Below are 12,924 nucleotides of genomic sequence, written 5' to 3' on the forward strand. Positions count from 1 at the left end.
CATGTATGCGGTACACCTGATGCCTGCCGGAACGCAATTTTCCGTATCCGGACACCAGACATTATTACAAGGCGCGCTCGACGCAGGGGTACCTTTTCCTAACCGTTGCCAGATTGGGGCTTGTGCAAGCTGCCTGTGTCTGCTGGTTGAAGGCGAGGTGAGATATCATCTCGAACCCATGCTGACTGAACAGGAAAAACAACAAGGCTGGATCTTTGCCTGTCAGGCCATTCCATGCAGTGATCTGGTGGTTAGTTTTGAGGAAAGCGATGACTATTAAATGTGAAGTTACGTCAGTGTCGTCACTGACCAATAACACTTATCGAATTTTATTGAAGCCTGAACAGCCAGTGAGCTACAAAGCAGGTCAATACCTGTTGGCGGTGATGGGCGAGAAAGACAAGCGTCCGTTCTCGATTGCAAGCAGCCCATGTCGCCAGAACGGCCATGAACTGGAACTGCACATCGGTGCGGCAGAAGAAAATGCCTACGCGATGGATGTGGTGAAAGCGGCTAAGGCGACATTGGAAAAAGGCGACAACTCTTTTGTGATTGAAGCGCCGCATGGTGATGCCTGGCTGCGAGAAGAACGCCAGCGCCCGTTGGTCTTGATTGCGGGCGGTACGGGCTTTTCTTACGTACGCAGTATGGTTGACCATTGTTTAAGTCAGAACTTTGCGCAGCCAATCTTCCTGTACTGGGGTGGCCGCGACGCGAGCCAGCTGTACGCCAATGACGAAATGGAAGCACTGGCACTGAAGAACGGCCTCCTGAACTACATCCCGGTGGTTGAAAAGGCGCCGGAAGCCTGGAATGGCAAAGTGGGCAACGTGCTTGAAGCCGTGATGGAAGATTTCGTATCACTGTCAGCGTACGATGTTTACATTGCTGGCCGATTTGAAATGGCAGGCGCTGCCCGCGAGATGTTCTGTAACGAGCGCGGTGCAGAGCGAGACCACTTGTTCGCAGATGCTTACGCCTTCCTGTAAGCGTTGAGACAGAAGATAACCAAATAGCAAAACACCGCCAGATGGCGGTGTTTTTTGTTTAGTGACTTGGAGGAATTAGGCGGCCGCTTCGATTTTCTTTTTGACCCAGGTTTCATTGAGCCAGAGCGACGCCAGAATCACCACGCCGCCAAACACCAATGTCATCAGGTCAGCATCGCGGTTCCAAATCAGCACATTAACTATGATACCTGCCGGCACCAACACATTGTTCATCACGGCCAGCGCGCCTGCATTCACAAGGGTCGCGCCCTTGTTCCACAGGAAATAGCCCAGACCGGAAGCGATAGTGCCAAGGTAAATCAGAATGCCCCATTGTAGGTTGGTGGTGGGCAATTTGTCGGTACTGCCAAGCAGCAGGAACGCAGGCAGGGCAACACACAGGGCGCCAAGGTAGAAAAGACCAAACACGGTACGCTGAGGCACTTCAATCTCGGCACGCTCCATTACCACCTTGTAGCCGACCTGACCAATTGCAAAACAGAGATTTGCACCCTGAACAATTAGGAAACCCAGCATAAAGTTCGGGTTCACCGAGGAAAACTTGATCACCACCGCACCTAATACCGCCAATGCCGCTGTAATCAAATACCAAGGCGAAAAACGACGATTCAGCAAATCGTAGGTGAGAGTGACATAAACAGGTGTGAAAACCGTGAACAGCAAGACTTCAGGTACAGAAAGGAAGAGGAAAGATTGGTAGTAGAAGCAGTACATCAAGCCAAGTTGAATGCCGCCGATAGCCATCAGTTTTAACATCAGTGGTTTAGGTATGCCTTTCAGGCGGAGGAACGGTAGGAAAACCAATGCAGCCAGAGCCACACGGGTGACAACCGAGAACCAGGCGTCGACCTGCCCGGCGAGATACACGCCAATCAAACTGAATGAAAATGCCCACAGTAGGGTGACAAACGATAGATACCCCATTTCCTTTCCTTAAAATCATTAAAATTGCCGCCAATTCTAATGAACTTGGCGGCAATGTGTAGCGATCTTAAGCTGGACGGATGAGCGCTGTGATCAACTTGGCAGCGGCACCATCAACATGTCTACCGGTGTTTTGTTAATAAGCTGTTTGGCTGATGAGATGAGTGTGCTCCAGAAATCCTGATGGTGGCCACACAGCACCAAATCAATTTCATAGTGGCTGATGGATTCAGTGATCTCTTCCGCAAGATCACCACTAGCAACCAGCGTATGCGCCACAGGATACTCTGCATACCGCGCGAGCGCATTCAGTTGAGATTGTGCTTCATCGATAATACGGTTGCGGGTCTCCACCAGATTCACATCAATAAGGCCGGTATAGAGCTGCGCATAGTTCACATCAATATGAATGAGTGAGAGTTTTGCCCCCAAAGGTGCTGCCAATGCCGCCCCTTTTTGCACTAACACCTCACTGTCAGAGGACAGATCCACCGCCACCAAAATGTGTTTATAGCCCATAGCCTGACTCCCATTAAGTCAATGATTACAGATGAAAACTACCACTGTCTCTGTGCGAAGACTGTTGCCTGGATCTCACTGCCGATGTGCTTTTTAAGAGGCTGCTACCAATACGGTTTTTTCCACGACTAAAAACACTCGCCTAAAAGACAGAATAGCTATCAGACTGATAAAAAAGAAAACAATCGCTGTTTGGGGAGTGCTGCCCCAGCGCAAAGAATATGCAGTTTGGGTTGGCGTTTTCGGCATCAAATCTATACTTAAAGTAAACGCGGGTCCGAAAAAAAAAGCGTCAGGGTGACGCGTGATAGCAAAGCGTAAGCCATGAACCTTGATGAATGATGCGCAGGCAACAACTCATTACTGAGATTTTAAGCCATCTGGTGTCAAGCATACGTATCAAACAATTCTAGTCTGATCTAACGTTTTGCGATGTCATTGTGCAATTAAATTAATATCAACAATGCATAGTGAGTGATTAAACGAAAATTGTATTAGGGGAAGACGGAAAGACCCTGTTCTTCATTGAGTTTTACCGACAGACGCGGTGCTTAATAAACTGCCTCTGTGATGGATAACCCCGAAACGGGTTCTAGCCATCAGAAACACTGGGAGATGAACCATGAGCGGAGACGCCTTAATTATTGCGATTTTTTTCGTCACACTGGTTAACATCCTGCGCTATCTAAGCTCGCTGCGAACGCTGCTGGTGATGATGCGAGACGCCAATCCGTTGTTGTATCAACAGGTAGCGCGGGGAAATAACTTCTTTTCGCCACAAGGCGATATCAGCCGCCAAAAACGCCTGTACCACTACATTCGCAGTCAGGAATACATGCATCACCATGATGATGCGTTTATTGCCAAATGTAATAAAGTCCGTCACCTATTCATTCTTTCTACGGCGCTGGTGCTCTCACTGGTTATGTCCCTCTTTTTTGTGGCATTTGCAGGACTTTGAATCGCGAAAACCATCACAAACTCAATTCTTATAAAACGTTGGCAGATGTCGGCGTTTTTTTTGTTAACCTTCTGACTTAGTAGATACAAAAAACGTCGGAGCAGGGTTTGGACAGATTTCTTGCGTGGTGGCAGCAAAGTGCCAAAGGATTGGATTTTAACTGGCTGGAGCATATCGGCTTGATGTTGGGCGCAGCAGCAATCGCCTGGTTGGTTTGGCGACTGGTGCTCAGCAAGCTGATGGAAGTCTCAAAGAAAACCCGCACCCAGTTGGACGAAATTGTCCTGAAGGTCATTAGTACGCCAGTGAGCGTATTTATCTGGTTATGGCCAACAACCTTTGCGGTTGGCAGCTTGATGGATGCCAGTACCAATGTCGGTACAGATTGGCTGACTATATCTCGACGGGTGCTGGTGATCGTGTTGATGCTCTGGGTGATGCTGCGTTTGGTGAATGCCATTGAAGCCTATTTATCCCAGTCGGATAGACGCGACCAGACCACAGTATCCGCAATCGGCCATGTAATGCGCCTGTTGCTCGCCTTTATTGGTGTACTGACGCTGCTGCAGGAGTTTGGCATCAGCCTGACTGGTCTTCTCACCTTTGGTGGTGTCGGTGGTCTGATTGTTGGTCTGGCAGCGAAAGATTTGCTGTCAAACTTCTTCGGTGGCCTGATGATTTACTTTGACCGTCCTTTTAATGTCGGCGACTGGATTAACTCTCCGGACAGAAACATCGAAGGCACGGTTGAGCGTATTGGTATGCGCATGACCATGATCCGTACTTTTGAAAGCCGCCCTATATACGTGCCGAATTCGGTGTTCAGTAGCATCGTCGTACAAAACCCATCAAGAATGCGTAACCGCCGCATCAACGAAACCATCGGCATCCGTTACAAAGATGCCGACAAGATGGGGGCAATCGTCGCTGATGTGAAAAAGATGCTGGAGACCCATCCGGACATCGAACAGAACGCGACACTGATGGTGAATTTCAATGCCTTTGCGGGTTCTTCGCTGGAGTTTTTCATCTACACCTTCACCAAAACCATCAACTGGGCGCGCTACCACGAAGTGAAACAGGACGTAATGCTGAAAATTGTCGAGATTGTTCATGCACATGGGGCTGACTTTGCCTTCCCTACCCGTACTATCGCGTTTGACCGTGATGATGGTATGGAAGCGCAGATCCCGCTTGATCCTGAATTGGCGCCAGCACCGGACAAAAACTAGACTGGCTCCAAGGTGCTCGGGCGGCTACAATGCCGCCCGATTTCGTGTAATGGGCAATAAAGATGAAGCAGTATGATGTAGTGATCATTGGCGCAGGCGCAGCGGGCCTGATGTGTGCCGCGCAGGCAGGTAAGCGTGGTCGCAACGTGCTGGTGGTCGATAACGGCAAAAAACCGGGTCGTAAAATCCTGATCTCCGGCGGTGGCCGTTGCAACTTCACCAACTATGATGTCTCAGCTGCTAACTTCGTCTGTCGCAACAAGCACTTTCCGAAATCTGCACTGGCACAATACAGCCAGTGGGACTTTTTCTCCATGGTTAACGAATACGGAATTGCGTGGGAAGAGCGCGAGCACGGCCAGCTGTTCTGTATCGACTCTGCCAAAGACATCGTTGAAATGCTGCTGAAAGAGTGCGACCTACCGACCGTTGAACATCGTTACTGCTGCGATGTGCATGATATCGAAAAGACCGAAGACAGCTTCATCCTGAAGCTGGATACGGATACCGTAAGCTGTCAGTCACTAGTGGTGGCAACCGGTGGTCTTTCCATGCCGAAGCTCGGTGCAACGCCACTTGGCTACCAAATTGCTGAGCAGTTTGGGCTGGCACGCATACCGACCACTGCCGGTCTGGTGCCGTTTACCCTGCATGATAAAGACAAAACGGCGTTTGCTGATTTGTCCGGTATCGCGATTCCGGTGACCATTACCACCGAAAGCGGCGTGCTGTTTAAAGAAAACCTTCTGTTTACCCACCGCGGTTTGTCTGGCCCTGTGGTCCTTCAGGTCAGTTCTTATTGGACGCCGGGGGAGAAGGTCAATGTCAACCTGCTGCCAGATTTAGACGTGGTGGAAACCATCAAAGCCATGCGCGACAAGCATCCAGCACAGAGTCTGAAAAACAGCTTGGCGCGATTACTGCCAAAGCGTCTGGTGGAAGCCATGATTGAGCGTGGCGACATTCATGATAAGCCACTTAAACAGCTAAATCCGAGAGACATTACTGCACTTGGCGATTATCTGCATCAGTGGCACATCGCACCAAATGGTACCGAAGGCTACCGCACAGCAGAAGTGACGCTGGGCGGCGTGGATACGGACGAGCTTTCATCGAAAACCATGGAAACCAAGAAGGTGCCTGGCCTGTATTTTGTTGGTGAAGTGATGGACGTTTCCGGTTGGCTCGGTGGATACAACTTCCAATGGGCCTGGAGCTCAGGCTGGGTAGCTGGACAGCACGTTTGATGTGTTGTTTAGGCACAATAAAGTTTGTACATAAGCGCTAAAGTTTGTACATAAACACGAATTTGGAATAATAAAGTTTGTACACTAATCTTAATTGAGGGGTGATTGACGGAGTTAGCAAGTTGGCCAGTAGGAGAAAGTTGGAATCTCTGCCAGATTTTCAGCGGCAACTAAAAAATAAGTATGGACTTGGTGAGCGCGAGAACTATAAGCCATGGTTAAGAGTTCAAGATGTGAAGTCTCACGGCAATAGCGCAAAGATCAACGGAATCAAGATTTCACGTGCCCACCACACACTTTCAGAGCATGAGACGTCATTTTTTTATTTGGCAGAGTTTAGTGACTCAATAATAGATATCCGAGAACAGTTCCCTCTCTTACCACTGGATCTATCTATTAAGATTGCTCAATCACTGGGCGTTCAACACCCCATCGTCCCTAAATCAAAAGACAAAACACCTAATATCATCACAACGGACTTCTTGTTGACCCGAACCGATGGATTTAAGCAATGGTTTGAGGCGGTCAGCGTTAAACCCAAAAGTGAATTAACTGATCTAAGAGTCGCCGAAAAACTTGATATAGAGAGAGTTTGGTGGCAACTGTCAGGGGTTCCATTTCACATTTACGTGATGACCGAAAACAATCAAATCCAGTCTAAAAATATCCAATGGTTTACGGCACCCCATCGTCAGGGCTATCAGTATCCAAGTTCGCTGATGAATAGTGCCAAATCTCTAGTCAGAACTGGAACATGCTTGGTCGAGGATGTTTGCTATGGATTTGTTCGAGAGCTAGGTATTGAGCCTGACGAAGCTTTGATGCTTTTAAAGTGCCTTTTAGCGACCAAGCAAGTCAGTGTTAACCTCAACACGCCGATCGAAGAAACTGGCGTTATGGACGTCACTCACGTGGAAACGGAGTCTGCGGACAAGCACTATGCAGGTTGAGATTAACAGCATTTGGAAGTTAACAGATGTCGATGGGTATGAGGACGGGCTTTATCGGTTATTGGCTTGCTACCCTGATTACACAACGGTTGTTCTCTTTCAACTTGTGGAAGGTTCAAAACTACTAAGACCGGTTGCTATCGATTTACCATTTTTTCTCCGACAAACTGAAAAGGGGGCAATCAGCCCCGAAAAATACCCGAAGCCGCATTTCCAACTGGTGGACGATGAAAGCATCTCTGAAAGCCACCGCCAAAAACGTGATGAGCGTGTCCGACAAATCAAGGACTTGATTGCAGATCCAAGATTCCTTTTTACGTTGGTCACGGATTCGCGCTCAAAAGTACTTGCCGAGCATGCTAAAAAACAAGGTGTATACGTTCAGGCGCTCTATCGCTCTCTTAACCTCTACTGGAAATATGGTCAGGAATATAATGCGCTGTTGCCTGCATATAAAAACTCTGGAGGAGCAGGGAAAGCTAGAGTTGCTGGTCAAGTGAAACGAGGTGCCCCAATAAAGCTCTCCACCCCAAGTATTGCAGCTCCTCCCAGCGTCAATACTAGCGAAAGGGACAAAGCCATCTTTCTAAAGGCTATGACGCGCTTTGGAATGAAGGGCAAGAAAGTTACCTTTCGTAAAGTCTACGATCAGATGCTTAAGGAATTCTATTCGAAAGAACTTATTGAAGCCGATGTAGAAGATGGAACAACAATGGTCCCTCAATACAGAGCTTTCTTGTATTGGGTCAAGAGACTTGTTCCTCGTCAGGAGTTGATTCGAAAACAGACTTCGCTAGGTGACTTTGAGCGCAATCATCGTGGGCTTCGTGGGGCTGTGACAGATCATACTGCCCTTCCTGGCAGTTGTTTTGAACTTGATGCAACCGTTTTAGATGTACATGTGGTTTCAGAGTTTCGTCGCAATCATGTATTAGGACGGCCGACGGTTTATTGTGTAGTTGATAAAGAAAGCCGAATGATTGTAGGTATTCACGTGTCTATGGAGTATGCGTCTTGGCGAGCTGGGCGTCAGACGTTGGTTAATGCATTTACCTCTAAAAAAGAATACTGCGCACGATATGGTATTCATATTGAGGACAGTGAATGGCCATGTCGTCATATACCGCAGAGACTCTTGTGTGATCGTGGCGAGTTTATTTGTAAGGATGCGGAAGACCTTGCAGTTCCGCTGATTGGGCATTTGAGTATTGCACCCCCTTATCGAGCAGAGCTGAAAGGAATAGTTGAGCATCGTTTTAATATATTAAATGAAGACCTTATCCATGATTTGATGGGTACGACGAGGGGGCGTCACTACATTCGCGGTGATAAAGACCCAAGAATGGAAGCGGTATTAACACTTGATGAAGTGAATACCATGTTGATTGATGCGGTTCTTGAACATAACAGTAAAGTGTTTGACAGCTTGGCGGGCCAATCGGGTTTACTTATTGAAGCAGGATTATCGCCAACACCTATTAACTATTGGGACATCCACCTTCAAAAACTTCGACATGCCTTGAGTAGAGCTGATGAGGCAACTATACGCGCACGTCTCTTACCTGTTGATTGGGTATCGATGACAAGCAAGGGAATCAGGCTTAACGATGATATGTATTACGAATCTGACCACCCTGACTTTGAAGATTGGAAAGTGATAGCCCGCTCGGGAAGTAGTTGGCGTTTAGAGGCTAGATTGGATCAGGACAACTCCTCTTCTATTTATGTTCGATTGAAGCCAGATGAGGGATTTTCACGTTGTTGGCTACGAAAAGCGTCGAGAACGTTTGATGAGCGTCACCAAGCAGATATTCTTTTCTTCGAAGACTGGAAAAAACTAGAAAAACACGGCGCCATGCCGACAGCCAAATCTGTTGAACGTCATCAACGCCGCAAAGAAATCACACAAAACGCCCAAAAAGAAGCAGCAAAAGCAACGCCATTAAAGTCAAAATCAGAAAAAACCAAAGGCATGAAAGAGCGTCGCAAGCAGGCCATTCTGGACGCTCGGGTATCTGGAGAGAAGCCTGAAGAACAACATACCTCTCCTCAGATGTCAGTATTGGATGAGCGAAATGAAGAACGGAGAAAGGAAGTTGTTTCTTTGTTAAAGCGTAAGAGGGGCAACAAAAAATGAAGCGAACTTTGGCTGTTTACCGACAAGCAATTCTGCCCGAGCATTGCGGAAATCCCTTGATAGAGTCCTTGCCTCCAAAGCTAAGTGACAGTGATCTAGTTGATAAATTGAGCCATTATCCATCATGTCGCTATGAAGAAACGCAACTGGATGCCTTAGAAAGAGTTGAGTATGTCTCGCGTTTAAAAGCATTGAGACAGCCACTGCCTGTTTATCTTGAGGTTTTTAGAGCTGTAGAAATGGCAATCAAGGAGGGATATTCAGCGAAAAACCCTTTATCGCCTACCACGATGAATTATCTGCATTACTCGGAGGATGAACGCCCAGACATTGAGCCAATCACGGGGTACTTCAAGCCGAAAGGTTGTGGAATCACGGTGATTGGTGAGAGTGGCGTAGGAAAAACATGCATGTTGGAACAAGTGCTGGGCTGCTTTCCCGACACCTTAGAGCATTCGTACTACGAAAATGAGCACCTTCCCTTACGCCAAGTTGTTTGGTTAAAAGTTGACTGCCCTGATGATTCAAGTGTTAAGGGACTCTGTCACCGCATCTTGGAGGAGCTGGATGGGAAGCTGGGAATTCCTGTAACCAAGCCTGCAAGCACCATTGCTGCCTTGATTAGTCAAATTGAGGCGAAGATGAAATCCAGCTTCTTAGGAATTCTAGTCATTGATGAAATGCAAAATTTGAATCTAGCAAAGGCTGGCGGTGCTGATAGGCTACTCGGCTTTTTACACAACTTGGTGAATAACTTGGGAATCCCACTGTTATTTTGCGCCAACCCTCCATTTGATAATCTACTGAGTCAAAGCTTGAAAGCTGCCCGACGGGCAGAGAGTAGCGGCTATTTTGATGTTGGACTGATGCACAATGATGATGAATGGGAACTATTTATCGAGGAGCTGTGGCAGTTACAATGGACAAATGTTGTAACGCCACTGACCGATGAGCTTAGCGATAAACTCTTTGATTTGTCGGTGGGCAACATGGATTTAGCGGTAAGGATTTTCCAAGCAACTCAGAGAGAATTAATTGGTAGTGAAGACGAAGAATTGACGTTGGCAGCGTTGGAGTTTGGTGCAAATATTGCCCTTCGTTTGTCGAGGCCTGCTATCGATGAAATCAGACGAGGCCGCAACATCGCGTTACTAAAGCGTCAAAAAAATGCACCAAAAACCGATAGGCTTTCTGAGCTAAGCAGTGAAACCAAAGAAATAACCAAGCCAGAGCTGACAACATTAAAAGGGAAGCTGATATCTATTCCGGGTGATTTAACGAAACCCCACCATCCTGAGTTTGCAGCGCGGATTCTTGCGCTGAAGAATACAGAAAACCTTCATCCGGAAATCCATGATTTTGACCTTTTCCAGCGAGCATCAGAAGAGAACAACCCGCTTGAAACGTTAAGGAAAGCAGGTGTTCTATGTGATGACCCTCTGGAGATATTCAAGTAAGTTGTGGGGAATATGGAACTGCCACCGGCTTTTCCAGATGAGCTCCTTCTAGGGCGCTTGATGCGCCACATCATATTGACAGGCGAGACGGCGTGTTCGTTTAGTTCACGGGTATTTGGCTCCAGTCGTTTGTCTCTGCATCCTTTCCTGACAGCAGGCATATCGCGAATCGCTGAAATGTCCGGTGAAAATGCTGATAACCTGTTGGTCAGACAAACCCTTGCACCTCTGTTCTTCTTTTACTTACCTAAATATGCGAACGCACTCAAAGAGGACTTGCTTGGAGGAGATGGTGCTAAAGCCCTTCGCCATAGTCAGTTACCCTCTTTTGGCTGTGGGGGATCTTTACACTTAAAATGGTGTCCACGTTGCGTTGAGCAAGACATCCATGATCGAGGCGTCGCTTATTGGCATCGAGCACATCAAGTTCCCGGTGTAACAGCATGTTGGTCGCACCAAGTGCGACTTATGTCTACCGAGTTAAAAGCAAGGCAGCGGTTAAATGAAGGGTTGCCGACTGTGGTTGATTGTGAAGCTCAAGCGGCGTCCGCCGTGGAGATCGAGGTTGCGAAGTTCGGTTTCGGCCTTTTAGCTCAACTAGAGAGAACGAAACCAGACTTTGATTTAGAAGCTAAATACCGTTCACGACTCAATGAACTTGGGTTTATCACTTCCAATGGGAGCGTTCGAAGGAAGGCGCTAATGAAGGCGTTTTCATCTGATTTGGCTATGTATCCAATGCAGGGGTCTCTGTTTCCTCGCCACCAAATTGATTATCACTACATTTCGGAATTGCTAGCTGCAGGAAAAAACTGTCACCCGTTTAGGCATCTTTTACTCGGAGCATGGTTGTTTAACTCTGCGAATAAGATGTTTCAACACACTGCACCAATTGGAGAGGTTAGCCCACATCAACCAAAAGGTTCAACGAAGGAAGAGGTTGAGCAGCGTTGTTTGAGCCTGCTCAGGGAAGGTTACTCTCTTGCTGCGGTTTACAGAAAGACAGGTAAAAGCCGATGCTACCTCAAGCGTTTAGCGGCGCTAAATGACATCAAATTAAATCTTATGCCAAAGCAGCTAAATGATGTCCTTAGGCAAAAAATCATAAGACTGGCGTTTCTTGGTTTGCACCGTCGTCGAATTTCGGAAATTTGTGGTATTGGTTTGGGCTCAGTCGAACAAGCCATCTCCAGTGAGTCGGGCTTAGTCAAATGGCGCAAGCGTTGTCATTGGGAGTCGAAACGGCGACGTAGCAGAGCTTCAATTGAAAGTTATCTTAGGCGAAACAGCGACGCCCTGCGTCGAGACGTCAAACGTTATTGCAACGCAGCATTTTTTTGGCTTTACCATAACGATAGAGATTGGTTAGAGAGGTCGTTGCCTGAGGCCACAAAGCCCACCCCAAGAGAGCTCTCATGAACATACAGCAGCCATTTAACTTTCTAAATGTAAATTGCTAACAACGATGATTAAGGCCCGCAATAGACGGGTGTATGAGAGTGAAATGTACGAGAAAACAGCATTTACACGTTGTTAAACTGTGGAGATGTCAAAAAACTTGACCATTAGCTACGATATCAATATTTTTAGAGGGCTTCACGCAATTGGCGTGAAGGGTTGTGACAGATTGTCAATGCCGTCTCTCTTGGTGCGCCAAGGTAACAACATTGAGAAGTGGACCCCATTGGTTGGACACACAAGCTAATTTTTTAAGTGTTTGATCCCGCTCATGCTGCGTATCTTTGCCTGCCGAAGTAGGCTTCATCAGGAGTAAGGTCATTGAGTCCCTGATGGTTACGCTCTTCGTTATAGAACACCATGTAGTGGCCGATTTCAAGTTCAGCTTCTCGGGGGGTGGTATAGGCTTTTAAGTAAACCTCCTCATATTTCAAGCTACGCCATAATCGCTCGATGAACACGTTGTCGACCCAGCGTCCTTTCCCATCCATGCTTATCCGTACATCATGGTCGATTAATCTCTGAGTAAACTCAGCGCTAGTAAACTGGCTGCCTTGATCTGAATTGAAGATATCGGGCGGCCCGTAGTGTTGCAGTGCGTCTTCGAGAGCCTCAATGCAAAAGCTTGTATCCATCGTATTCGACAAGCGCCAAGCCAGTACTTTGCGGCTATACCAGTCAATTGCATATTTCGGAGCATTCCGATCAGTCATTTCGGGATTATCCGATCACCCATTTCGGTTTAAACCGATCACTGATTCCGCGATTATCCGATCACTTTTAGCCTCACTCCGAAATCGGCGATCGGAATAGCGGAAACCGCGATCGGAATGCCCGAAATCCTCCATTTTTCTCTTTTAAATCAATCGCTCGCTATCCTTACCCTTCTCACAGTGATGGTAAGGACGCGGCAATGGCAAAAAAGAGAACCCCTATGAACAAAATCAAAGAGGTGTTACGCCTCAAATTCGACTGCGGCCTGTCGCATCGCAACATCGCGCTCTGCCTCAATCTTGGTGTTGCCACCGT

General features: G+C 47.4%; 11 protein-coding genes and 1 pseudogene. 9 read left to right on the top strand and 3 right to left on the bottom strand.

The genetic code is table 11. The features are described from left to right. The first annotated feature begins 1 nt into the window (after window position 1). Window positions 2-280, top strand: coding sequence for a 2Fe-2S iron-sulfur cluster-binding protein (locus GMA8713_RS18200; RefSeq protein WP_062712912.1), 279 nt, complete (start codon window positions 2-4; stop codon window positions 278-280). Beyond that, window positions 270-989, top strand: coding sequence for an NAD(P)H-flavin reductase (fre, locus tag GMA8713_RS18205; protein ID WP_062712914.1), 720 nt, complete (start codon window positions 270-272; stop codon window positions 987-989). Before GMA8713_RS18200 ends, fre begins: the two co-directional genes overlap by 11 nt. A gap of 75 nt (window positions 990-1,064) precedes the next feature. On the opposite strand, the gene GMA8713_RS18210 is transcribed toward fre, so the two are convergent. Together GMA8713_RS18210 and GMA8713_RS18215 are read right to left on the bottom strand one after the other, a co-directional pair. After that, a complete protein-coding gene (locus tag GMA8713_RS18210) occupies window positions 1,065-1,934 on the bottom strand; it encodes a carboxylate/amino acid/amine transporter (protein WP_062712917.1) in 870 nt (289 codons plus the stop codon). Window positions 1,935-2,027: 93 nt separating this feature from the next. Next, a complete protein-coding gene (locus GMA8713_RS18215; protein WP_062712919.1) occupies window positions 2,028-2,453 on the bottom strand; it encodes a universal stress protein in 426 nt (141 codons plus the stop codon). 622 nt (window positions 2,454-3,075) lie between these two features. Between GMA8713_RS18215 and uspB the strand changes: the two genes are divergently transcribed. The 7 genes from uspB (at window position 3,076) to GMA8713_RS18250 (ending at window position 11,856) form a co-directional block, all read left to right on the top strand. Then, entirely contained in the window at window positions 3,076-3,414 is a 339-nt protein-coding gene (uspB, locus tag GMA8713_RS18220) for a universal stress protein UspB (RefSeq protein ID WP_062712922.1), read from the top strand. 107 nt (window positions 3,415-3,521) lie between these two features. Next, entirely contained in the window at window positions 3,522-4,646 is a 1,125-nt protein-coding gene (locus tag GMA8713_RS18225; RefSeq protein WP_062712924.1) for a mechanosensitive ion channel family protein, read from the top strand. 62 nt (window positions 4,647-4,708) lie between these two features. Then, window positions 4,709-5,893 (top strand): BaiN/RdsA family NAD(P)/FAD-dependent oxidoreductase, encoded by a 1,185-nt coding sequence (locus GMA8713_RS18230; protein ID WP_062712926.1) that lies wholly within the window; start codon window positions 4,709-4,711, stop codon window positions 5,891-5,893. A 140-nt stretch (window positions 5,894-6,033) separates the two neighbouring features. Further along, complete coding sequence (locus GMA8713_RS18235; RefSeq protein ID WP_232314483.1) at window positions 6,034-6,843, top strand: TnsA endonuclease N-terminal domain-containing protein; 810 nt, start codon at window positions 6,034-6,036, stop codon at window positions 6,841-6,843. Beyond that, on the top strand, window positions 6,833-8,980 hold the full coding sequence (locus tag GMA8713_RS18240; RefSeq protein WP_062712930.1) for a TnsB C-terminal domain-containing protein: 2,148 nt from the start codon (window positions 6,833-6,835) through the stop codon (window positions 8,978-8,980). The genes GMA8713_RS18235 and GMA8713_RS18240 overlap by 11 nt, the downstream gene beginning before the upstream one ends. Continuing rightward, the gene (locus tag GMA8713_RS18245) at window positions 8,977-10,437 is read left to right on the top strand and encodes an ATP-binding protein (RefSeq protein WP_062712932.1); all 1,461 of its coding nucleotides are present in this window, start codon (window positions 8,977-8,979) and stop codon (window positions 10,435-10,437) included. The genes GMA8713_RS18240 and GMA8713_RS18245 overlap by 4 nt, the downstream gene beginning before the upstream one ends. A gap of 12 nt (window positions 10,438-10,449) precedes the next feature. Next, window positions 10,450-11,856 (top strand): TnsD family Tn7-like transposition protein, encoded by a 1,407-nt coding sequence (locus tag GMA8713_RS18250; protein ID WP_062712934.1) that lies wholly within the window; start codon window positions 10,450-10,452, stop codon window positions 11,854-11,856. Window positions 11,857-12,164: 308 nt separating this feature from the next. Here GMA8713_RS18250 and GMA8713_RS18255 read toward each other — a convergent pair. Further along, window positions 12,165-12,578: pseudogene (locus tag GMA8713_RS18255) on the bottom strand (transposase); the annotation flags it as partial. Between the last annotated feature and the right edge of the window lie 346 nt (window positions 12,579-12,924).

It is taken from the genome of Grimontia marina (assembly GCF_900060185.1).
Classification (GTDB): Bacteria; Pseudomonadota; Gammaproteobacteria; order Enterobacterales; family Vibrionaceae; genus Enterovibrio; species Enterovibrio marinus.